21 protein-coding genes and 1 tRNA gene are annotated in these 22,815 nt (G+C 65.9%); 9 read left to right on the top strand and 13 right to left on the bottom strand.

Annotated features, from left to right (window positions below):
* Positions 1-83: 83 nt before the first annotated feature.
* Positions 84-1,973: a potassium transporter Kup gene (locus AAHM44_RS01275; RefSeq protein ID WP_342248743.1), complete on the bottom strand. Its 1,890-nt coding sequence runs from the start codon at positions 1,971-1,973 to the stop codon at positions 84-86.
* Positions 1,974-2,149: 176 nt separating this feature from the next.
* On the opposite strand from AAHM44_RS01275, the gene AAHM44_RS01270 reads away from it, so the two are divergent.
* The 7 genes from AAHM44_RS01270 (at position 2,150) to AAHM44_RS01240 (ending at position 10,452) form a co-directional block, all read left to right on the top strand.
* Entirely contained in the window at positions 2,150-2,455 is a 306-nt protein-coding gene (locus AAHM44_RS01270; protein ID WP_184168019.1) for a hypothetical protein, read from the top strand.
* 106 nt (positions 2,456-2,561) lie between these two features.
* On the top strand, positions 2,562-2,651 hold the full coding sequence (locus tag AAHM44_RS01265) for a potassium-transporting ATPase subunit F (RefSeq protein WP_116840353.1): 90 nt from the start codon (positions 2,562-2,564) through the stop codon (positions 2,649-2,651).
* 12 nt (positions 2,652-2,663) lie between these two features.
* The gene (gene kdpA / locus AAHM44_RS01260) at positions 2,664-4,367 is read left to right on the top strand and encodes a potassium-transporting ATPase subunit KdpA (RefSeq protein WP_342248742.1); all 1,704 of its coding nucleotides are present in this window, start codon (positions 2,664-2,666) and stop codon (positions 4,365-4,367) included.
* A gap of 11 nt (positions 4,368-4,378) precedes the next feature.
* The gene (kdpB, locus tag AAHM44_RS01255) at positions 4,379-6,391 is read left to right on the top strand and encodes a potassium-transporting ATPase subunit KdpB (protein ID WP_342248741.1); all 2,013 of its coding nucleotides are present in this window, start codon (positions 4,379-4,381) and stop codon (positions 6,389-6,391) included.
* 130 nt (positions 6,392-6,521) lie between these two features.
* The gene (gene kdpC, locus AAHM44_RS01250; RefSeq protein WP_342248740.1) at positions 6,522-7,121 is read left to right on the top strand and encodes a potassium-transporting ATPase subunit KdpC; all 600 of its coding nucleotides are present in this window, start codon (positions 6,522-6,524) and stop codon (positions 7,119-7,121) included.
* A complete protein-coding gene (locus AAHM44_RS01245) occupies positions 7,118-9,772 on the top strand; it encodes a sensor histidine kinase KdpD (RefSeq protein WP_342248739.1) in 2,655 nt (884 codons plus the stop codon). The genes kdpC and AAHM44_RS01245 overlap by 4 nt, the downstream gene beginning before the upstream one ends.
* Complete coding sequence (locus AAHM44_RS01240; protein ID WP_269574664.1) at positions 9,769-10,452, top strand: response regulator; 684 nt, start codon at positions 9,769-9,771, stop codon at positions 10,450-10,452. The genes AAHM44_RS01245 and AAHM44_RS01240 overlap by 4 nt, the downstream gene beginning before the upstream one ends.
* Positions 10,453-10,502: 50 nt before the next feature.
* Here the strand turns inward: AAHM44_RS01240 and AAHM44_RS01235 are convergent, their stop codons facing one another.
* The 12 genes from AAHM44_RS01235 to AAHM44_RS01180 all read right to left on the bottom strand — a co-directional run bounded on the left by AAHM44_RS01235 (position 10,503) and on the right by AAHM44_RS01180 (position 20,047).
* Positions 10,503-10,895, bottom strand: coding sequence for a hypothetical protein (locus AAHM44_RS01235; RefSeq protein ID WP_342248738.1), 393 nt, complete (start codon positions 10,893-10,895; stop codon positions 10,503-10,505).
* Between the two features lie 12 nt (positions 10,896-10,907).
* A complete protein-coding gene (locus AAHM44_RS01230; protein WP_342248737.1) occupies positions 10,908-11,921 on the bottom strand; it encodes a hypothetical protein in 1,014 nt (337 codons plus the stop codon).
* The gene (locus AAHM44_RS01225; RefSeq protein ID WP_342248736.1) at positions 11,918-13,390 is read right to left on the bottom strand and encodes a hypothetical protein; all 1,473 of its coding nucleotides are present in this window, start codon (positions 13,388-13,390) and stop codon (positions 11,918-11,920) included. The genes AAHM44_RS01230 and AAHM44_RS01225 overlap by 4 nt, the downstream gene beginning before the upstream one ends.
* A gap of 34 nt (positions 13,391-13,424) precedes the next feature.
* Entirely contained in the window at positions 13,425-13,814 is a 390-nt protein-coding gene (locus AAHM44_RS01220; RefSeq protein WP_269574668.1) for a hypothetical protein, read from the bottom strand.
* Between the two features lie 165 nt (positions 13,815-13,979).
* A complete protein-coding gene (locus tag AAHM44_RS01215; protein ID WP_342248735.1) occupies positions 13,980-15,398 on the bottom strand; it encodes a hypothetical protein in 1,419 nt (472 codons plus the stop codon).
* Positions 15,395-15,772, bottom strand: coding sequence for a hypothetical protein (locus AAHM44_RS01210; protein WP_184168005.1), 378 nt, complete (start codon positions 15,770-15,772; stop codon positions 15,395-15,397). Before AAHM44_RS01210 ends, AAHM44_RS01215 begins: the two co-directional genes overlap by 4 nt.
* Positions 15,773-16,065: 293 nt before the next feature.
* Positions 16,066-16,572: a hypothetical protein gene (locus AAHM44_RS01205; RefSeq protein ID WP_342248734.1), complete on the bottom strand. Its 507-nt coding sequence runs from the start codon at positions 16,570-16,572 to the stop codon at positions 16,066-16,068.
* A gap of 14 nt (positions 16,573-16,586) precedes the next feature.
* Positions 16,587-17,480, bottom strand: a complete 894-nt coding sequence (locus tag AAHM44_RS01200; RefSeq protein ID WP_342248733.1) for a hypothetical protein — start codon at positions 17,478-17,480, stop codon at positions 16,587-16,589.
* 2 nt (positions 17,481-17,482) lie between these two features.
* Complete coding sequence (locus AAHM44_RS01195; protein WP_342248732.1) at positions 17,483-18,403, bottom strand: hypothetical protein; 921 nt, start codon at positions 18,401-18,403, stop codon at positions 17,483-17,485.
* Between the two features lie 260 nt (positions 18,404-18,663).
* Positions 18,664-18,739, bottom strand: a tRNA-Thr gene (locus AAHM44_RS01190).
* Positions 18,740-18,785: 46 nt separating this feature from the next.
* Positions 18,786-19,154 carry a YbaN family protein gene (locus AAHM44_RS01185; protein ID WP_342248731.1) on the bottom strand — a complete coding sequence of 123 codons (369 nt, stop codon included), beginning with the start codon at positions 19,152-19,154 and terminating at the stop codon, positions 18,786-18,788.
* Positions 19,155-19,270: 116 nt separating this feature from the next.
* Complete coding sequence (locus AAHM44_RS01180; RefSeq protein WP_342248730.1) at positions 19,271-20,047, bottom strand: AraC family transcriptional regulator; 777 nt, start codon at positions 20,045-20,047, stop codon at positions 19,271-19,273.
* Positions 20,048-20,367: 320 nt separating this feature from the next.
* Between AAHM44_RS01180 and AAHM44_RS01175 the strand changes: the two genes are divergently transcribed.
* Both AAHM44_RS01175 and AAHM44_RS01170 read left to right on the top strand, forming a co-directional pair.
* Positions 20,368-21,114 (top strand): siderophore-interacting protein, encoded by a 747-nt coding sequence (locus tag AAHM44_RS01175; protein WP_342248729.1) that lies wholly within the window; start codon positions 20,368-20,370, stop codon positions 21,112-21,114.
* Between the two features lie 223 nt (positions 21,115-21,337).
* On the top strand, positions 21,338-22,657 hold the full coding sequence (locus AAHM44_RS01170) for an Nramp family divalent metal transporter (RefSeq protein WP_342248728.1): 1,320 nt from the start codon (positions 21,338-21,340) through the stop codon (positions 22,655-22,657).
* Positions 22,658-22,815 lie beyond the last annotated feature (158 nt).

Raw genomic sequence — 22,815 nt, 5'->3', positions numbered from 1 at the left:
CCATCGGCGATACCCTCTGGAAGAAGGTTGGATGCTGAAACGAGTTCAGCATGACGAACTGTTGAATATTGGCCCGGGGCCTTTCAGATCTCCACCTGGCTGCCCAGCTCGACGACGCGGTTGGTCGGCAGCTTGAAGAACTCCATCGCACTTTCGGCGTTGCGGACCATCCAGGCGAACAGCTTCTCGCGCCAGATCGCCATGCCGGGCCGCGACGAGGCGATCAGCGTCTGGCGGGCGAGGAAATAGCTGGTCTCCATCGCCTTGAACTTCTCGCCCGCGGCATCGCCGAGCGCGTGCAGCGCCAGGGGAATGTCGATCTCGTCCATGAAGCCATAGTGGAGGATCGTACGGTAGAAGCCCTGGCCCAGTGGCTTCACTTCCGCGCGCTGTTCGGGCGCGACATGCGGCACCTGCTCGATCGCGACGGTGAGGATGATCACACGCTCGTGCAGCACCTTGTTGTGCTTGAGGTTGTGGAGCAGCGCCGGCGGGATGTCGTCGGTGCTGGCGAGGAACACCGCGGTGCCGCCCACGCGCTGGACCGAATGGCCGGCGGACTGGATGAAGATCTCGATCGGCATCGCACCTTCGTGCAGCCGCGCGCGGACCAGCTTGCGGCCGGTCGCCCAGGTGGTGAGCAGGATGAAGACGATCGCGGCGACGAGCAGCGGGAACCAGCCGCCATCGGGAATCTTGGTGACGTTCGAGGCGAAGTAGAGCCCGTCGATCAGCAGGAAGCCACCGGTGACCAGGCCGGCCAGCACCGGCGGCCATTTCCACACCGCGAAGGTCAGCACGCCGAGCATGCAGGCGGTGATGAACATCGTGCCCGTCACCGCGATGCCATAGGCGGCGGCGAGGTTGCTCGAGCTGCGGAAGCCGAGGACGAGCAGGATCACCATGATCAGCAGCAGCCAGTTGGCGAGCGGCACATAGATCTGCCCCGCCGCCTTCGCGCTGGTGTGGAGGATGCGCAGGCGGGGCAGGAAGCCGAGCTGGACCGCCTGCTGGGTGACCGAGAAGGCGCCCGAGATCACCGCCTGGCTGGCGATCACCGTTGCCGCGGTCGCGAGGATGACGAGGGGGAGGCGGGCCCATTCGGGCGCCAGCAGGAAGAACGGGTTCTCCACCGAGGCCGGGCTGCTCAGCAGCAGCGCCGACTGGCCGAGATAGTTGAGCATCAGGCAGGGGAAGGCGATGTAGAGCCAGGAGACCATGATCGCCTTGCGCCCGAAATGGCCCATGTCTGCATAGAGCGCTTCGGCGCCGGTCACCGCCAGCACCACAGATCCCAGCGCCAGGAAGGCGAGCAGCGGATCGAGCGTGAAGAAATGGAGCGCGTACCAGGGATTGAGCGCCCAGAGGATGTCGGGGCTCTTGGCGATGCCGACCACGCCGAGCACCGCGATCACGATGAAGTAGAAGATCATCACCGGGCCGAACAACCGGCCCACCCGCGCGGTGCCGTGCGACTGGATGGCGAACAGGCCGATCAGGATGACGATGCTGATCGGCAGCACGAGCTGGGACAGCGAACCCTGGACCGTGGCGAGGCCCTCGACCGCGGAGAGCACCGAGACCGCAGGTGTGATGATCGCATCGCCATAGAAGAGCGCGGTGGCGATCACGCCGAGCGCGACGATCCAGGGCGTCCAGCGGGTTTCGCCCAGCTTGCGCTGGATCAGGGCCAGCAGCGCCAGGCTGCCGCCTTCGCCCTTGTTGTCGGCGCGCAGGATGATGAAGACGTACTTGACGGTGACCACCAGCATCATCGTCCAGAAGACCAGCGACAGCACCCCGAAGATATGCGCGCGATCCACCGCCAGCGGATGGTGGCCGATGAAGCTTTCCTTGAGCGAATAGAGCGGCGAGGTGCCGATATCGCCGAACACGACCCCGATCGCACCCACTGCGAGCGTGCCGAGCCGATCCTGATGGCCGTGCTGATCGGCCGCTTGTGTCGCTTCCAAGGCGAATCTTTCGTTTGCCGGCACCGCCCTCGGCGCCGTCGAACCCGCCTAGTATCCAGAGGTTCCGGCCTCAGCCAACGATTTTATGGAATCTTTATGGTGGGTTCCAACTTCCCCGTGGAACCTTAACTCCCCCCGAGACCACATCGCGAGCCGACCAATGTGGGAGTCTCACCGTGTGGGTGTTGTTGCGTCGGATGGAACAAGGCGAGGGCGGCTGGCCTGCGCAGCTTTGGCTGCGCTTCGGCGGCGTATTGCTGCTCGGCGCCTGCGCGCTTGCGGTTTGGACGCTCGTCGTTTCGATGAATCGTCCACCGCAGCACAACGCCACTCCGGCTGAATTTGGCGAAGCCCTTTCGGGCGTCGTCGCCTGGACGCTCGGTTGGGCGCTGTTGATCGAGGGGCCCGGCCTGTTCCGGCTGATACCGGTGCCGCCCCGCCACATTCGCTTCGACAAGACCCGCTTCGATCGCCGCCAATAGGGAAGAAAACCATGACCGACCTGATCTGGCTGGGGGTGTTGGCAGGGCTGTTCCTGCTCACCCTCGCCTGTGTCCGCCTCTGCGACCAGGCCTGAGGAGAACCACCATGCCGCTACCGCTACTTCTCGCCGGGCTCACAGCGCTGGGCCTGCTCCTTTATCTCGTGGCCGTGCTCGTCCGGCCCGAGCGTTTCTGATCGGAGCCTTCCATGACCGTCCAGGGCTGGATGCTGATCCTCGTCTTCACGCTCATCCTCGTCGCGCTCGCAAAGCCGGTGGGGCTGTGGCTGTTCGCCATTTATGAAGGGCGGCGCACGCCGCTCCACACCGTGCTCGGCCCGGTCGAGCGCGGCTTCTACAAGCTTGCCGGCGTCGATCCCAACGCCGAGCAGAGCTGGCGTCGCTATGCGCTGCACATGCTGGCCTTCCAGCTGGTGACTTTGCTCTTCACCTATCTCGTGCTGCGCTTCCAGGACGTGCTGCCGATGAACCCGCGCGGGCTCGCCGGCCTCTCGCCCGACGGCGCGATGAACGTGGCGATCAGCTTCACCACCAACACCAACTGGCAATGGTATGCAGGCGAGGGTGCGCTCTCGAACCTCAGCCAGATGCTGGGGCTGACCATCCACAACTTCCTGTCGGCGGCCACCGGTATCGCCATCGCCTTCGCGCTGTTCCGCGGCTTCGCCCGCAAGCAGGCCTCGGGCATCGGCAATTTCTGGGCCGACATGACCCGCGTGACGCTCTACGTCCTGCTGCCGATCTGCGTGGCCTATGCGATCTACCTGATCGCCAGCGGCGTGCCGCAGACCTTCGGCACGATCGTCGATGCGACCACGCTCGAGGGCGCCAAGCAGTCGATCGTGCTCGGGCCGGTCGCTTCGCAGGAAGCGATCAAGATGCTCGGCACCAATGGCGGCGGCTTCTTCAACGCCAACTCGGCGCATCCGTTCGAGAACCCGAGCGCGCTGACCAACTTCATCCAGATGCTGTCGATCTTCGTCCTCGGCGTCGGCCTGACCTACACCTTCGGCAAGGCGGTGGGTAACGCCCGTCAGGGCTGGGCGATCCTCGCCGCGATGCTCACCCTGTTCCTGATCGGCGCGGGCGTGACCTATTGGCAGGAAGCCGCCGGTAACCCCGTGCTGCATCACCTGGGCCTGCCGGGCGGCAACATGGAAGGCAAGGAAACCCGCTTCGGCATCGCCGCGAGCGCGCTCTTCGCCACCGTGACCACCGCGGCCTCGTGCGGCGCGGTCAATGCGATGCACGACAGCTTCACCGCGATCGGCGGGCTGGTGCCGCTGTTCAACATGCAGCTCGGCGAAGTCGTGGTCGGTGGCGTCGGCGCGGGCATCTACGGCTTCCTGCTCTTCGCCATCCTCGCGGTGTTCGTCGCGGGCCTGATGGTCGGGCGCACGCCGGAATATGTCGGCAAGAAGATCGAGAGCCGCGAAGTGAAGTTCGCCGTCCTCGCCATCGCGGTGCTGCCGCTGATGATCCTGGGCGGAACCGCGCTTGCCTCGGTCTTGCCCGCGGGCCTGGCGGGGCCGCTCAACAAGGGGCCGCACGGCTTCAGCGAGATACTCTACGCCTTCACCTCCGCTGCCGCCAATAACGGCTCGGCATTCGCCGGCATCACTTCGGGCACGCCCTTCTACAACGGGCTGCTGGGCGTCGCGATGTGGGTGGGCCGCTTCTTCATCATCGTGCCCGTGCTCGCCATCGCCGGCAGCCTGGCCGCGAAGAAGGTGCACCCCGAGAGCGCCGGTTCGTTCCCGACCACCGGCCTGCTCTGGATCGGCCTGCTCGTCGGCATCATCCTGGTGCTGGGCGGCCTGACGTTCCTCCCCAGCCTCGCGCTCGGTCCCATCGCCGATCATCTCGCGATGATCCATGGCCAGCTCTTCTGAGGTCCAATTCCATGACGACCGCAACCATGTTCACGCCGTCCCTGATCGGCCCTGCCATCGGCGACGCGTTCAAGAAGCTCGATCCACGCCAGCTGGTGAAGAACCCCGTGCTCTTCACCACCGCCGTGGTGGCGCTGCTGCTCACCATGCTGCTGTTCATCGGCGGCACCAGCCTGACGCTGGGCTTCCAGATCCAGCTGATCGTCTGGCTCTGGCTCACCGTGTTGTTCGGCACCTTTGCCGAGGCGCTGGCGGAGGGCAGGGGTCGTGCCCAGGCCGCCTCGCTGCGCGCCACCAAGTCCGAGCTCACCGCGAAGCTCCCGAACGGCAAGACCGTTCCCGCCTCGCAGCTCAAGAAGGGCGAAATCGTCCTCGTCCATACCGGTGACCTGATCCCGGCGGACGGCGAGGTGATCGAAGGCGTCGCCTCGGTCAACGAAAGCGCGATCACCGGCGAAAGCGCGCCGGTGATCCGCGAGGCGGGCGGCGATCGCTCGGCCGTGACCGCCGGTACCCGGGTGATCTCGGACCAGATCAAGGTCCGCGTCACCCAGGAGCCGGGCCAGGGCTTCCTCGATCGCATGATCGCGCTGGTCGAAGGCGCCGAGCGCCAGAAGACCCCGAACGAGATCGCGCTGACGATCCTGCTCGTTGGCCTGACGATCATCTTCCTGATTGCCGTCTCGACCATCCCGGGCTTCGCGTCCTACGCTGGTGGCCAGGTGCCGGTGGCGATCCTGGCGGCGCTGCTGATCACCCTGATCCCGACCACGATCGCGGCCTTGCTCTCGGCGATCGGCATCGCCGGCATGGACCGTCTCGTCCGCTTCAACGTGCTCGCCAAGTCGGGCCGCGCGGTGGAAGCGGCTGGCGACATCGACGTGCTGCTGCTCGACAAGACCGGCACGATCACCATCGGTGACCGTGCGGCCAGCGAGTTCCGCCCGCTGGGCGGCATCTCGACCGACGAGCTGGCACGGGCTGCCTTGCTCGCCAGCCTTGCCGACGAGACGCCCGAAGGTCGTTCGGTCGTCACGCTCGCCCAGGGCAAGTACGCGGTCGCGACCAAGGCACTGCCCGAAGGCGCGGAGATCATTCCGTTCACCGCGCAGACCCGCATCTCGGGTGTTCGCATGGGCGAGAACCTGATCCAGAAGGGCGCGGTCGATGCGATCCTGCGCGCCCATCCGGGGCTGGGCGACACCGCAGTGGCCGGCGACATGCGCCGCGTTTCGGAAGAGATTGCCCGCCAGGGGCAGACCCCGCTCGCGGTGGCCGAGGATGGCCGGCTGCTCGGCGTGATCGCGCTCAAGGACGTGGTGAAGGCCGGCGTGCGCGAGCGGTTCGGCGAGCTGCGCCGGATGGGCATCCGCACGGTGATGATCACCGGCGACAACCCGCTGACCGCTGCGGCGATCGCGGCCGAGGCAGGCGTGGATGACTTCCTCGCGGAAGCCACCCCGGAGGACAAGCTCGCGCTGATCCGCAAGGAGCAGCAGGGCGGGCGCCTGGTCGCGATGTGCGGCGACGGCACCAACGACGCCCCGGCGCTCGCCCAGTCGGACGTCGGCGTGGCGATGAACACCGGCACCCAGGCCGCGCGCGAGGCGGGCAACATGGTCGATCTCGACAGCGATCCGACCAAGCTCATCGAGATCGTCGGCCTCGGCAAGCAGCTGCTGATGACGCGTGGCGCGCTGACCACCTTCTCGGTGGCGAACGATATCGCGAAGTATTTCGCGATCATCCCGGCGATGTTCATCGCGCTTTATCCGTCGCTCGGCGTGCTCAACGTGATGCAGCTCGCGAGCCCGCAAAGCGCGATCCTCTCGGCGATCATCTTCAACGCGCTGATCATCCCGTGCCTCGTTCCGCTGGCGCTGAAGGGCGTGAAGTATCGGCCGATCGGCGCTGGCCCGCTGCTTGCCCGCAACCTGGCGATCTACGGCCTGGGCGGCGTGGTCGCGCCGTTCGTGGGGATCAAGTTGATCGATCTGGTCGTCGCCGGACTGGGACTGGCGTGACCAAAATCGCCCCTCCCCTTCAGGGGAGGGGATGGGGGTGGGGCAGGTGTCTCACCGAGACCTGACCTCGCGGACAGGCCCCACCCCAAACCCCTCCCCTGAAGGGGAGGGGCTTTGAAGGAAGAAACCAATGCTCAAGGATTTCACCACCGCGCTCCGTCCGGCACTTGTCCTGACGCTGCTCTTCGCCGCCCTGCTCGGCATCGCCTATCCGGCGGCGCTCACGGGCATCGGCCAGGTCGCCTTCCCGCATCAGGCCAATGGCAGCCTGATCGAGGAGAATGGCCAGATCCGCGGCTCCGAGCTGCTCGGCCAGAACTTCGCCAGCCCCGGCTATTTCCACGGCCGCCTCTCCGCCGCTGGCGCCAATGGCAACGACCCGACCGCTTCTGCCGGCTCGAACCTCGGCCCGGCCTCCCAGGCCCTTTCCGATCGCGTGGCGAAGGACATCGCCGCGACCCGCACCACACCAGGAAACTCGGTTCCCGCCGATCTGGTGACCACCTCCGCCTCGGGGCTCGACCCTGAAATCAGCCCCGAGGCGGCCTTTTACCAGGTCGATCGCGTAGCCAAGGCGCGCGGTTTGAGCGTGGAGAAGGTGCGCGCGATCGTGAACGCCCATGTCGAGCAGCCGCTGCTCGGCTTCCTGGGTGAGCCGCGTGTCAATGTACTCGCGCTCAATCGCGACCTCGACAAGCGGGTGGCCTCGGGCGCAAAAGCGGCCGAGTGAGCGCGGAAGACAATCGACCCGATCCTGATGCCCTTCTGCGCGCCGCCGCGCAGGAGGGCGTTGGCCGACTGAAGGTGTTCCTCGGCGCGGCGCCAGGGGTTGGCAAGACCTATGAAATGCTCACCGAGGCCGCGGCGCGGCGCAAGGCGGGCGTGGACGTCGTCATCGGGGTGGTCGAGACGCATGGCCGAGCCGAGACCGAGGCTTTGGTCCATGGTCTCGAGATCGTGCCGCGCCGGCCGGTGGAGTATCATGGCCGCAGCATCGCCGAGATGGATATCGACGCGATCCTCGCCCGCGCGCCTGCGCTGGTGCTGGTCGATGAGCTCGCCCACACCAACGCCCCCGGCAGCCGGCACGACAAGCGCTATCAGGATGTTGAAGAACTGCTCGCGGCGGGGATCGACGTTTTCTCGACGGTCAACATCCAGCACCTCGAAAGCCTGAACGACGTCGTCGCCAGCTTCACAAAGGTGCGGGTGCGCGAGACGGTGCCGGACCGCGTGCTTGAAGCGGCGGACATCGAGATCGTCGATCTGCCGCCCGACGAGCTGATCGAGCGGCTGCGCGAGGGCAAGGTCTATGTGCCTGAGGAAGCGACGCGGGCGCTCGGCCATTTCTTTTCCAAGTCGAACCTCACCGCGCTGCGCGAGCTGGCGCTGCGCCGGGCTGCCCAGGCGGTCGATGCGCAGATGCTCGATTATCTGCGGACCCATGCGCTGGCGGGCACCTGGGCGGCGAGCGAGCGGCTGGTGGTGGCGGTGAGCGAGTTGCCGGGCTCGGCCGAGCTGGTCCGCGCCGCCAAGCGCATCGCCGACGGCCTGCGCGCGCCCTGGACCGCCGTGCATATCGAGACGCCGCGCACCGCCCGGCTGAGCGATGCCGAGAATGCCCAGGTTGCCGCCTCGCTCCATCTCGCCAGCCAGCTGGGCGGGCAGGTGGCGACAGTGCCGGCAGAATCGGTGATCGAGGGGCTCAAGCGCTTCACCACCGAAGCCCGCGCCACCCAGCTGATCGTCGGCAAGTCGGTGCGTTCGCGCTGGTTCGAGCTGCGCCACGGTTCGGTGGTCGACAAGCTGGTGCGCGAGACGCCGGGGATGGCGGTGCACGTGCTTCCAATGGCCGTGGAGGCGCGTGCCGCGACCATGCGGCCCGCGATCGATCTGGGATCGCGCGAGGGCTATGTCGTATCGCTTGGCCTCACCGCGCTGGTGACGCTGGTCGGCGCACTGTTCCCCGAGGGCGCGATCACCAATATCGGCCTGCTCTACCTGCTGCCGGTGATGGTCGCCGCGACGCGCTATGGAGTGTGGCCGGGCGTGATTACGGGGCTGGCCTCGTCGCTCGCCTATAATTTCTTCTTCATCCCGCCGACCCACACCTTCACCATCCAGGACCCGCGCAACATCCTGACCGTGCTGGTGCTGCTCGGCGTCGCGATCGTCTCCAGCCAGCTCGCCGCGCGTGTTCGCGTGCAGGCGGACCTGGCGCGACGCAGCGCCACGCAGAACAGCTCGCTCGCCGGCTTTGCCCGGATGCTTACGGGCTTGAGCACCCGTGAAGAGCTGGGTGCGGTGCTCTGCGCTGAGGTCGCCCGCCTGTTCGGCGCCCATACGGTACTGCTCCTGCCGGAGGGCGGCCGGCTCGACCTTGCCGCCGCGCACCCTGCCGATCCGGGGCTGGAAACGCTCGAACTGGCTGCAGCGCAATGGGCCTATGACCAGAATCAGCCCGCGGGCCGCGGCTCGGACACGCTCACGGCCTCCGAATGGCTGTTCAACCCGCTGGCCACCGGCGACCGTGTCCTCGGCGTGTTCGGTCTCGCCAATCCCGATGCGACGGCACCGCTCCGCTCGGACCAGCTGCCGCTGCTGCTCAGCCTGATCGACCAGGCCGCGCTGGCGCTGGAGCGCGTCTCGCTGGAGACCGAGATGGCGACGATCACCCAGCTCAAGGAACGCGACCGGCTGCGCGCCGCCTTGCTCTCCTCGGTAAGCCACGACCTGCGCACCCCGCTCACCACGATCCTCGGCATGCTCGGCGAGATGCAGCCGGCGAGCGACCTGCAGGGCGAGCAGCTCTCCGCTGCCCGGTCCGAGGCGGAGCGGCTCAACCGCTTCGTCGCCAATCTGCTCGACATGGTCCGGATCGAGGCGGGTGCGCTCCACCAGTCGATCGAGCCGGTCGACCTCGCCGAGGCGGCGGCGGCGGCGGTGCATGACCTGCGCCGCGTGCTGGAGGATCATCCGATCCGGCTCGACGTGCCCCCAGAGCTGCCGTTCGTCTCGGTCGATCCGCAGCTGTTCCACCACTGTCTGATCAACCTGATCGAGAATGCCGGCAAATATGGCGACCCCGGCTCGCCGATCCTGATCGCCGCGCGCCGCCAGCCGGGCAGCATGACCCTGAGCGTCACCGATGAAGGTCCCGGCCTGCCGCCGGGCGACGAGGCGCGGATCTTCGAGACCTTCACCCGGATCGAGGGCTCGGACCGCAAGGGTGGCACGGGCCTGGGCCTTGCCATCGTCAAGGGCTTTGCCGAGGCGATGGGCCTGTCCGTCTATGCGGCCAACCGCACCGATCGCGACGGCGCGGTGTTCACGATCCGCTTTCCCGAAACCCTGTTGCGCAAAGGAAGCGCCGGCGAATGAGCCAGCAGCCCAAGATCCTCGTGGTGGACGACGAGCCCGCCATCCGCCGCCTGCTGAGCGCCGGGCTCACCCGCGTCGGTTACCGCGTGGTCGAGGCCGGCAGCGCGCGCGATGCGCTGACCGCGGTGCAGATCGACAAGCCCGAGGCGGTGCTGCTCGACCTCGGCTTGCCCGATCGCGACGGGCTGGAGCTGGTGCCGTTGCTCAAGGCGGCGGGCGCGTCGGTACTGGTCGTCTCGGCGCGCGATGCGACCGAGCAGAAGGTCACCGCGCTCGATCTCGGCGCGGATGACTATGTCACCAAGCCCTTCGATACCGAGGAAGTGCTGGCCCGCATCCGCACCGCGCTGCGCCACCGCCTCTCCGCCGAGGCCGAGATGCCGGTGGTCCGCTTCGGCACGGTCGAGGTCGATCTCGGCGCCCGGCTGGTCCGCAAGGCCGGGGAGGAGGTGCACCTTACGCCGAAGGAATTCGGCTTCCTCGCCGAACTGGCCAAGCATCCCGGCCGGGTGGTGACGCACAGCCAGCTTCTCCGCACCGTCTGGGGGCCGGGGCACGAGAATGACGTGGAGTATCTGCGGGTTGCCGCGCGGGGCGTGCGCCGCAAGCTGGAGGAGGATCCGGCGGTGCCTTCGGCGATCCGCAACGAGCCTGGGGTGGGCTATCGCCTGATGGCGTGAGCGGTGCTGCGTGCGAGGACCAGATCGGCGAGGCACATCGGCACCCGCCGTCAGCCGGTGGTCGGCGTTCCGGTCAGTTGACGGAAGACGGTTTCTGCGCTGCCTGACAGCACGAGTTCCAGGCGTTGCAGGAACGCGAATGGCAGATATTCGCGCAGCAGATGGAGTATCAGCCCGAAGACGAGCAGGATCGCGACGATGCGCAGAACCGCTCTGACGACCCTGGGCGCGCCATCCACCAATTGTTCGAGATCATATTGGAGCTGGACAGGCGCCATGCCGCGCTCACGCTGCCAGGTGATCACATAATAGCTGGCGTGGAGATAGCCTCGCCTGGCCAGCCCAATGCCCAGCCATAGCGCACCGCCCAAGGCCGCGCACAGAAGGAGGAACCCCAAGGGGAAGTCCAGGGCCAGCGCAAGGTCTGCGATCCAGTTGAACAACGGGCCTACCGATCAGCTTGCGGATTTGTCTTCGATCGAGGCGACGGTGCCTTTCGCCGCCTCGCCGAGCATGAGAATTTCGCCCAGGGATGCCTTGTTGAGCACGCTCTTCAGGAATTCGTCGCGGACGTCCGGTGGGAGGTGGTGGCCCTCCAGATGCCCTTGGGCAAATAGCTCGCGCATGATCGAGAGCTCGTTTCCATACCGTTCGCGCTCCAGGCTCGACAGCTGCTCCAGCAGGTTGCTGAGCATGTTCGGTGTGGTGCGCAACGCTTCGGCGAAGATCCCGCGAACGCCCTTGGACAGCAGGACTTCCTTCTTCTTCCGGAGTTCCTCCTCCACCGCATGCTCGGCATCCTGCGCTGCGATCCGCAATCCGGTCATGCCAATCGTACCGGCGTGCTTTGCCGCCTCGCCTTCCAGGCTCAGCGTCGCGCTCAGGGCGAGCAACGTGATCCCGCGGTCCAGCAGGGGATCGGTGGACAGCAGGTGCGCGCACGCCGCGTTGACCTTTTGCTGCGCGTTGCTCAGATCGCCGAGCTGAAGCGTGGCATGGCTCTCGCTTGCGGGGGCTGCCTTTTCCGAGTTGTTCACGGCCACGGCCCGGCCTTTCCTGCGGGCCGGCGGCTTGGCGTCCGGGGCGGCCGCCGGCCGTTCGGGTGCCAGCTGGCTCGCCTCGGACAGCTTGGCCAGCACGGTCGAGCGGATTCTCGGCCAGATCAGCCTTGTGCCCCGTTGTGCCGCGACGACGGGGTCTTCGACCCGATACTCAACCGTCAGCTCAGCGATATAATGAAGCCCCGGCGTCCAGGTCGGCAGCTTCATTTTCTCTTCGAAGATCTTGTCTGAAGTGTCGACCTCGACAAAGCTGTATCGAGCTAGCAGCTTCTCGCTGATCGAGAGGCGATAGTCCGTGATCCGTTTGGGCGTTCCCTTGCCGATGGCGATCAGCGCCCAGCCCACCCTGGCTTCCGGCAGCTTCTGGCCGCGATCGACGAGCAGCGAGTCTTCGGAACTCATATTCATGTCCCCCGATCCTGTTGGCCAAGCGTGATCTTCCAGCTTTCGGCAAAATAGCGGATGCGCGCGCGACCATCCTCATCCGTCGCGGCGTTAAGCATCGCGGTGGCGACCATGGCGAAGTCGTCCCGCAGACCGAGTTCGCGCGCGCGCTCCAGCAGGCTTTCGAGAACCGACCGGACAAAGCCTCTGGTGTGGCGGTTCCGAACGCCGCGCTCGAGCCAGGGGGCAACCGCTTCCAGGCCACCTGAATCCCGAAAGGGGCGTCGCAGCAATAGCGGGGCCGTGCTGGCCTGCTCGTCCTTGAGATAGCCCGTCTCCGCGTGGATCGCGTGGGCGAGGTGGACCATCGGAAGGATGCAGACCACCGACTGGCGATCGCCGTTATCCCAGCGTTCCAGCCCCTTTGCCAACTGTTCGGCGATCCGTGCGGCGGTATCCGGGACCAGCGAGGCCCATGCCCAGTAGAAGTCGATCGCGCGCTGGACAGGTTCGAAGAGACGGTGCGGGGCCAGGCTCTCCGCGCGGTGCAGAAGGGCGAGCGCCTCGTCGAGCTCGATCGCGCCCCATGACGAAGCGCAAAGCCGGATTGCCCGGATCCGTTCCTCGTCCGTCGCTCCGGCGCCTGCCCATTCCTGCAACCGGCGAACGATCTGCTCCTTCGATCGCGGTGAGGTCTGCACGGCCACGCCAAGCGCTTCGCCGGTGGCGAGCAGCGACTGCTCCATGGGCTTCCGAACCCAGGGCATCAGGATCGAATCGAACATGCTCGCGAACGCGAAGCTTGCGCAGGCGCCCACGCCCACGCCCAAGGCCAGGGCGGTTCGGGTGTCTCCCTCGCGTGCCAGTTCAGCCATCCATTGCACCAGGCGGCCGCGTATGTCGGTCCGTTCCTCCCAGATATATCGCCGGATCAGATCGTAGCGCTCGGCCTCGGCGAAACGGACCTGTTCCCCGGCGTCTCCGTCCTCGACGATGGCCTGGATCCGGCGCAGCTGGGCCGAGCGCGATTTGCCGAATCCTCCCGCGCCGGCGCGTTGCGCATCGGGAAGAAGGGCCGTCGCGAGCCGGTCGCAGGCATCGAGTATCGCCGTAAAGGACGCTCCCGGCAGGAAGGCGACGGCAATGGTGAGACAGCGCTCCCGCGGCTCGAGATCGGTGTCGAACCAGGTGTCGAGATCCGCTTCCTGCGCGGCGGCCGGGGCGTCCTCTCGATCCGATCGCTGGTCGAGGGTCAGGTTGACGTCCGATGAGCCCAGGACGATCCCCTGCGCGGTACCCGTATTGTAGATGCCACCCTGATTGTGGAAATTGATGATGATCGACGCGCCCTGCGGGAGCGCGCCCTGCCTCTCTGCACCTGACAGGAAGGGCTGGATGGCGTCGATGAGCTGCGCGACATTGTCCGGTTCGCCGCCGCCGCCATGTTTCGCCGCACTCGCCGACATTCCGGCGGGGGCATCGGAATTCTTCATGGATCACCCCCGGCACGCAGCCGATGTCGCGGCTTCAGTTTCCGATCTGAACGGATACGTTGCTGGAGTTGGTGACCACGCCGGTCATGGTGCCCGAATTGCTTACCGCACCGCGATTGTCGATCGTGACCTGGTAGACTCTGAGAAGCGCCTCCAGCTCCGCGGCGTCGACAGGCGCGGCCTCAAGCTGGCGGGTGAGGGCGGTTTCCAGATTCTTGCGAAGGGCGGGATCGTCGGGAGCTGCTTCCAGATGCTCGAGCGCTGCCACGGTATCGCCACTGGCTTTCGTGCGGATCCAGGCGACCAATTGCCCGCCAGTCTCCACTGCCTTCTCGCCCAGTTTTCCCGCGACGCCGCCTGTCACCTGCCCAAGGAAGGGCAATATCACCGCAACCGCGGCTCCCGCCAGCACAACTACATCCATGTGGCCCCCGCTCGTTCAAGCTTGAAGTGCATGATGTTCGCCCGCGGGATGTCATGCAATAGCCGTGCAGCAGGTTGTTCTGGAATGGGGCCAATTCCATGCGTCCTGTTCTCAGGGCATTCCCGGCGCAGGCGTTACTATGGCGTGCTGGCGACGAAAGCTGTCCTAATAGCGGGCAGTGAAGGCCACGCTCCATTTCTCCTCGCGGGCAAGCAGGTCTTCCCGCTTGCCTTTCACATAGCTGAGGTCGAGGCCGAAATAATTGTTCGTGTCGAAGCTCAGGGAGAGCACGGACCGGAATTGCGACAGGTCCCGGGGATAGCCCGACAATGCGTGCATATAGGTTTCGGTGACGGTCAGATCGATCGGGAAGCGGAAATTGTCGTGGCTGATCGCGAAACCGAACTGGGTGCCGATACGGCTGAAATCCTGCGCCTGAAGATCGGGCCGATCCCCCTGCTTCGTGAAGGTGCCGTTGTTGAAGCGAATGTCGAAGATCGGGCGATAGGAGAAGAAATATTCCCGGCTGGGGACGATACGCCGATAGGCATTGAGACCGACCGGGAGTCCGAAGATCTCGCTCGCAACCGGCATATAGCGAAGACTGACGCTGGCGATCTGGGCATGGTTGACGTCGTCGAAGAGCAGCTCCGGGCGCATCTCCATGACGTGCATCAGGGACCAGCCGGCTTTGTCGCCGGAGCCGAAACTGGAACTCTGGCGTCCGATCAGGACGGCTCCCAGGCGCCAGTCCTTGGAGGTGACTTTCCGGGCCTGGCCAGTCACGCGCGACAAGTCGTGGTTGATCCCGGCATAGGGGATCAACTCGAGATTGGCATAGGCAGGCGGATGGGGGCGCGGATCGTCGGCGGGGGCCACCGGCGCGCCTTCGATCAAGGGAAAGGCCCACCCCAGCACGCCGACCAGCTTGACGGATTTCTTGCTGGCGATCCCGTCATCGGTGAAACTCACATTCACCTTCTCGGCAGCCTTAAAGTCGGGCTGCCCGCGCAGGAACATCAGGGAATCGGTGTTGCCGCGCAGCTTCAACGGAAGATTGAACTCCGGCGGCGGCGGTGCGCTGCCGGCGATCTCGATCGGCCTTCCCGGCGAACGCTCCACGCATTCCACGACGATTGAAGGGTCGCTGTAGAATTCCCCGATCTTGGCATGTCGCGGATTGGAGAAGCTGCCGCTCTTGTCGCCCAGGATATCCGAAATCTGGAACTGCGCCGCGATCAGCTTGTCGCTGCCGTCGAAGTTGCAGTCGGTGATCGCGTTGCACAGGAGTATGCGGACGGCGAGCGAGGGGCGGGCCGAAGGCGGGGCCGTGGTTCCCGGCGGCAGAGCTGCCGCGAGGGCGGCTTCTTCCGCGGTGGCCTGGGCCTGCGCCCATTGCCCGAATTGCCAGCCGATACCCTTCTCCTTGAGGACGAAGAGCGCGAGCTTCTCGCGGTCCAGCACCTGGCGCTGCGTGACCGGATCCAGGATGCAGACATCCTTGTGCAGCGGATTCGCCGCATAGGCCTGGCTTGCGAGTGCGAGCGAAGCGGCGGCCGATGCCGAAAGCCGGGCGCGCCTCACGGCTTGGCCAGCTTGAAGATGCGAACCTGGAAGGCCGACAAGGTCTCCTTGATCGCCGCGGCGACCGGAATGGCATTGGGATCGAAGCTGTATTGGCTCGTGGCGCTCAGTGCCTGGGCCACCTCCACGAAATAGAGTGGAAGCGTGTTCACGTCCTTGCGATAGGTCGTGCCGAGCACGCCGGCAGGATTATGCGGTGAAGGGCCAAAGCCATTTTCGAGTGGCAGGTTTGTCGCTCTCCGCACGGCTTCCAGCTTCTCGAAATAGTCGAAGCCCACCTTGGCCAGCATGATATTGGCCTTGTGCGTTTCGCCGCCATGCGCGCGCTCGAGCTTCTTCAGCGCACGCCGGTTCGATATGTGGATCCCGGCCATGATGGTCCCCCCCTTTCGGAGAACGAGGCGATGGGCTGACGTCTCCCCGGCGTCACTCGATCCCCGTCCTCCCGCCATGGTAATCGAGTGTATAGTTTCGGTCGAGTCGATCTGCGTGTAATAATTGATCCGATTCTGTGGTTATTAAATTTACACTGGATGATTTATTTTCGGATCGTTGTGTTAGTCATGTGAGGATTTGAGAATATATTATTAGTTTGCTTCATTTTTAAGGGAGCTGTTGTGGGTGTTCGGATATTGCTCGAGCATTCCGCGCACCCGTCATCCCGGTGTCACGGACAAGTGCACCGATTGGACGTCACCGTCGGCACGGCCGTGGCCAGGTCCGAGGACGACAGATCGAAGGTGCAGTCGTTGAGGCGGGACATTATCCGGTACGGGCCGACCTTTCCGTCGCTTACCGTCAATGGATCACCCGTACGCGCGCGCAGGCGCAGATCGCTATATTGGCCTTCGTTCGGGACCTCGATCACGACGAAGCTGAGCGGATAGGCCGAGCCATTATAGACCCCGAAGCGAACGTCACCCGTCTGACCGCGCACGCCGCCGCCACTCTGCGCCCAGGCAGCTTCCCCGGCGTCGATCGCAACAACCCAATAGCCGTAGCTTCCCGCCGTGCCGCTGCCGGATACGCGGCCGGAAAAGATGAAGTTGCCGAAGCCCTGCACCTGGCCATAGGCCCTGGTCGAGAGGCAGACATGCTTTGGGTAATCCTGCTCCGCCGCCACCGGGGCGGGAGCGCAGAGCGCGAGCGCAAACGGGACCAAGGCCAACCTCATCACAATGTCTCCTGCTAGTCGATCTGAACCCATACGCCGCCATTGGCGGCGACCTTGAAATCGCTGGCCTGGTGCCTCCCCGGGAGCGGCGATCGCGGCGTGCACGCCTCGATGGATTGCTGTGGGGCGCAGCTGCGGGCGGACAGGCCTGTGGTCGAGAAAGCCTGGCGCCCTTCTTTCGCGCGCTGGACTTCGGCGAGGCTGTCGAATGCGGCCAGGGCGCGCATGTCGCTGTCATAGTGGGACGCGCGCATCTTGTCGCCGACGAGAACCCAGATCGTGCCCGCTGCCGCCGGTTGGCTCGGCTCCGGGGTCGGTTTTGGCTCCACGGGCGCCGGTTGGTCGGTGCCGAGTATCCGGCCGACACCAGGGAAGAATTTCTGCGTCAGGCTGAGCTCCCCGGCGGGCGGTTGCGAAGCGCGCGCGATGCTGGGGGCGCTCATCTTTGGCGCCGGGCCGGCGGGGCGGGGTTCCGCCTTGTCTTCGACCGCCATGCCCGATGCGCTTGGCATGGGCGTGGGAGGCGGCGTTTCGGTGGGCGCGGGGGGCTGACCCGGCGGGGTTCCGGTTTTGGAGCCCATATATTTGGTGCCGTACAGATTGATCGTGATCGTGCAGCCCGACAGGAGGAGGCAGATGAGGAAGATCTGAACCGGATTGCGGGCCACCAGATGCCCGCTCGCGTCGATGGAAGGTGTGCCTGCTGCCCGCCTTGCGCGGCTGTCCCAGCTAAGAAACCAGAGCGTGAAGAGGATGAAGAGCACGATGGCTGCTCCCAGGAGCGGTTGCTCCTCCTTCGGGTTGTTCATGTAGATGCCAGCCGCGCCCGCGAGCAACGCGATCGAGGCGTATGCGAACCCTGCTACCGGACATTTGCGGGCCTGTTCGGCGGAGAAGAGCTCGCTCATCCTCAGAAGCTCTTGGAGAGGCCGGCGCTAATGCCGCGATAGTCCTTTCCGAAGCGGTATTGTACGTGAACCGCGAGCACATCGGGATTGTCGAAGGCGGGGTTCTTCTGCGGCCGCCATTGCACCCTGACCGCGCCGATATCGCGCACCGCATAGTTGCGGTTGAAGATATGCTCGTAGCCGACGAAGTAATTCAGCTTGCTGCCAAAGGGATCGTGGTCGAGGAACTGATCGAGCGACACGCCGGCATTCAGGTCGAAAAAGCCTTCGTTGAGATAGGCCGGCACATTGGCCATCGGTGTGCGCTTGTCGATGTAGCTGCCGGTCACGTGGATCGTGGCTGCCCCGAGAGGAAAGAGCGGGAACTTGCTGTCGCCGGTCAGATCCTGGATCGTGTAGATCAGGCTCGTCTCCGCGATCTTGGCCGCGCGCTTGCCGCGACGATGTTGCACGGGGCCGCCCGAAGTCACTGACGGAATGTCGAAATCTTCCCATCCGGCATAGCCGGACAAGCGAATGCCAAATGTGGATACGCGGGACGTGGCGTCCTCATCCGGTGCCTTGGCATAATAGAATATGCCGCCGCCGATCCTGCCGGCAGTCGTAATGGTGCCTTCGACATCGACTCTGTCAAATATCCCCGCGGCCTGGAGCTGGATGGGCGCCTTTTTGAGGCATTGCCGTATTTCGGCGATGAACGAAGTGCTTGCGCTATTCAGTTCGCCGAGGCGCGCAAAGCTCTGCTCCGCGGCAGTTGTAAGCACGGGTTTCGCGCGCTTGTTGCAAAGTGGATTAACATAGCGGGCAAAGGTCGGGTGACCTTCGACTACTTTCTGAATCGCTTCGGTATTTCCATTCTGCTGGGCCGCGGCTGCGATAGGTAACGCACAAGAAATCAGTGAAACTGCAATTATTGCTCGCACGGCATCCCCCCGAATGCACTGGCTGTTGCATTAATTGTCTTCGAAGTTGTGCAGATTCGTCAAGGGTGGCGGGAGTATTTATTGGGTAGAATTCACAGTGGGTTATGATTTTACAATCAATCCAAAATGGATGATTTGCGGTTTGTATCGGGGGCGTCGTTTCCAATGGGCGCGCCATGGCGGGAGCCGGCCATCAGCCGGGTGCAAGGCAACCTGCAGCGCGATTGAAGACAATACTGCCCTGAGCGATCAAAGGGCGGTGGTGCCGAGTACAGGGATCGAACCCGTGACCTTCGGTTTACAAAACCGCTGCTCTACCAGCTGAGCTAACCCGGCGACGGGCCTGCCCTTGATCGGCTTCGGGCGGCCGGTCAAGGCCGAACTAGGCCGGGCCGACCGGTGCCGGGCGGGTGACGATCCACAGCGCGCAGGCCGCCATGCCCAGCGCCACGCCCAGCGCGAGGGGCAAATGGGGGCGGGCAGTGAGCCAGAAGACGCCGTAGCCGAAGGCGATGCCGGCGCAGGCGGCGATCTTGCCCTTGCGCGGGATCGCGCCCTGTTCGCGCCACTGGCGGATCGGCGGGCCGACCCTGGGATGGTCGAGCAGCCAGGCCTCCAGCCGCTCGGATCCGCGGGCGAAGCAGCCGGCGGCGAGGATCAGGAAGATCGTGGTCGGCATCACCGGCAGCAGCGCGCCGATCACCCCGAGCGCGACGAAGAAACAGCCCAGCGCGACCCAGAACAGGCGCACCGCGCGGCTGGCGAGGCGTGGCTCAGGCGGGATGGCGAACGACCCGGGCGGGCGCGGCGGCGGTCATGATTTCTCCCTGGTACCGGCGGGGTTTGTGCCAGCGGGCCCGATGGGGATCAATGGTGCGCGGCATGGCGCTCGGCCATGTAGCGGCCGGGCGAAGTGCCCAGCGCCTTGCGGAACATGGTGACGAAGCTGGGCACGCTCTCATAGCCAAGATCGCCCGCAACCTGTTGAATCGAGGCGCCGGCGGCGAGCCACTTGACCGCGAGCATGACGCCCAGCTGCTGGCGCCAGCGGCTGAAGCTCATGCCCGTCTCGCGCAGGATCAGCCGGGCGAGGGTGCGCTCGCTCAGGCCGGCACGGCGGGCCCAGGCATCGATGGTGCCGCGCTCGGCCGGCGCCGTGATCATCAGATCCGCGACCCGGCGCAGGCGGGCATCGGCGGGCATCGGCAGGTGCAGGTCCTCGACCCGGGCAGAGGCGATCTCGTCGACCAGCACCGCGATCAGCCGGGTATTGGCGCCGGTCTCCTCATAGAGCTCGGGCAGGGTGGCGGCGCGGGCCATCAGCTCGCGGAGCAGGGGCGTGGCGGCGAGGGCGCAGCAGCCCTGGGGGAGGCCGGCATCGACCTCCGGCGAGACAAAGGCGTTATAACCCTCCAGCGCGCCCGAGGCCTTGATCGAATGGAGGGCGCCGCCCGGGATCCAGATGGCGCTGCGGGGCGGGACGATCCACAGCCCGCCCTCGACCTCGCAGCTCAGAGCCCCGCGCTGGGCCAGGATGATCTGGCCCTTCTCGTGCCGGTGGAGGTCCAGCTCGAAGCTGCCGAAGTCGTCGGTGATGAAGCCATAGGTGACCACCGGACGCGGCACCGCGTCTGGATCCTCCATATCCTGTTTAGCACCAAGGTTGCGCAATATGGGCATGCGGGGCTCCGGCCAGATTGGCTGAATCGGATAATATTCTGTCCATACTTCGCAGTGACGCCATAAGTCCAACCGATTATTCCAAGCGAACCAGCCGGTCGCGGCGGGAAAGTTGACGGACTGGACGCTCCGGACGCCGATGTTTGCACGCGGCGCCGGAACTGCCCGGCGGTGACCCCGGTTCGGCGCTGTAACCCGCTGCCATGGCTATGAAATTCGTGATCCCGCGTCCTTCGCAAGCAACGCGGGACGGAACGCTCCGCGCAAGAGATGAGGACGTCGTGATGCTGCCGATGGAATCCCCCGAACGCCCCGGCACCAAGGCCCCCGGCCGGATCAGCCAGGCGCTGATCCGCCTGCTGATGAAGCGTGCAACCATCACCGCCAGCGAGCGTCTGGGCGAGGGCTTCGCGCTGATCACCCTCGAGGGGCCGGCGCTCAAGGGCGTGGCCTGGACCGCGGGGCAGAAGATCCAGATCGCGATGGGATCGGCCTTCACCGCGCGCACCTATACGCCCATCGAATGGAACACCGAAACGGGACGCGTATGCATCCTGGGATACGCGCACGGCGAGGGACCTGGCAGCGCCTGGGTGCGCGACGCCGCACCGGGCGACCACTGCGACATCTTCGGGCCGCGCGCCTCGCTGGATACCGGTCGGCTGACGGGTCCGCTGGCGCTGTTCGGCGACGAGACGTCGATCGGCCTGGGCTATGCGCTCGCCTGGCAGGATCGCGCGCGGACGGTGGCGAGCTATTTCGAGGTCGGCGATGTCGAGGCGAGCTGCCGGGTGGCCGAGCAGCTGGGGCTGGAGCGCGTCTCGCTGTTCGAACGCTCGGCGGACGACGCCCATCTCGCTGAGATGGAAGCGCGGCTGGAAGCGCTGGCGGCGAGCGGCGCCAGCTTCGTGCTGACCGGCAAGGCGGGGACGATCCAGCGGCTGCGCCAGGCGCTCAAGCGACTGGGCGTGCCGGCGGCGCGGATCGCGACCAAGGCCTATTGGGCGCCGGGCAAGACCGGGCTCGACTGAGGCTGGGAAAGTGCGGGAGCGCCCGGAGGGGGGTGGGCGCTCCCGCGGCTTCCAAAGGGGGCGGAAGCTTTGTTGTAGGCCAGCGCCGGTGGGGGGCGTTTCGGCGATGACCTGCCTGGCCGATATGCACCCCCGCACGGGTGGCCGCCATACTACCTTAGTTGGGGGTAGCGGCAGCGCTTTGGCGGTGGGCGAGCCCATGCCTGCGCGCTAGGAAACGGCGATGCGCATCTCGCTTCCCCGCGTCGCCACCGCACCCTTCTGCCCCGCCGAAGTGCAGGGGAGCGTCGCGGTGCCTGCCGGGCTGCCGGGCTGGCGCAAGCTGTTGCGCTCGGCCGGGCCGGGGCTGCTCGTCGCGGTCGGCTATATGGACCCGGGCAACTGGGCGACCGATATCGAGGCGGGTTCGCGCTACGGATATGATCTGCTGTTCGTCGTGCTGCTGTGCGGTGTCGCGGCGATGCTGCTGCAATGGCTGGCGATGCGGCTGGGGCTGGTCGCCCGGCGCGACCTCGCCCAGATGGCGCGTGAACGCTACAGCCTGGCGACGACGCGGACGCTGTGGCTGCTCGCCGAGCTGGCGATCATCGCCACCGACGTTGCCGAGGTGCTGGGTTCGGCGCTGGCCTTCAACCTGCTGCTCGGCGTGCCGTTGTGGCTGGGCGTGCTGCTGACCGGGCTCGACACGGTGATCGTGCTGGGCCTCAAGGGGCAGGGCTTCCGCCAGCTCGAGGCGATCGTGCTGGGGCTGATCTCGACGATCGCGATCTGCTTCGCGGTGCAGCTCGCGATCGTGGGGCCCAGCTTCGCGGGGCTGCTGCACGGCGCCGTGCCCAAGGCCGCGATCTTCGCCGATCCGCATGTGCTCTACCTCGCGGTCGGCATCCTCGGCGCGACGGTGATGCCGCATAACCTCTATCTGCACAGCTCGGTGGTGCAGACGCGGGTGACCGGGGCCAGCGTGCCGGCGACGCGCGAGGCGATCCGCTTCGCGACGATCGACATCGTGGTGGCGCTGTTCCTGGCGACCTTGGTGAACGGCGCGATCCTGGCGCTGTCGGCCGCGACCTTCCATGCCAATGGCTATACCGGCGTGGCGGAGATCGACGATGCCTATCGGCTGCTCGAGCCGCTGACGGGTGCTGCGGCTGCCGCCCTGCTGTTCGGCATCGCGCTATTCGCATCGGGGCAGAGCGCGACCTTTACCGGAACGATCGCCGGGCAGGTGATCCTGGAGGGCTTCCTGAACCTGAGCATCCCGTGCTGGCTGCGCCGGATCATCACGCGCGGGCTGGCGCTGATCCCGGCACTGATCGGCGTGGTGTGGATGGGCGAGGGCGGCGTGGGCAAGCTGCTGGTGCTGACCCAAGTGGTGCTCTCGCTCCAGCTGCCCTTCGCGATCTGGCCGCTGATCCGCTTCACCAGCGATCGCGGCGTGATGGGCGAGTTCGCCAACGGGGTGGTGGTGAAAGTGATTGCCTGGGGGCTGTTCGGGCTGATCGCCGGGGCGAATCTGTGGCTGGTTTCGCGGTGGTTTGGGTGAGGGCTGGAACCCTTCTTGCTCCCCTTCCTGCAAGGGAGGGGTAGGGGGTGGGTTGCGAGCGTAGCGAGCGCTGCGCACCGGCTCGAGGAAAAGAGAAGGGCGGGGCGCGCGCCCCGGCGGGGGGGTGGCCCCCCCCCCCCCCCCCCCCCCGCGGGGGG

The sequence above is a fragment of the Sphingomonas sp. OTU376 genome (assembly GCF_038440415.1).
Lineage (GTDB): Bacteria > Pseudomonadota > Alphaproteobacteria > Sphingomonadales > Sphingomonadaceae > Sphingomonas > Sphingomonas kyeonggiensis_A.
This window is presented reverse-complemented; position numbering and strand designations above follow the sequence as displayed.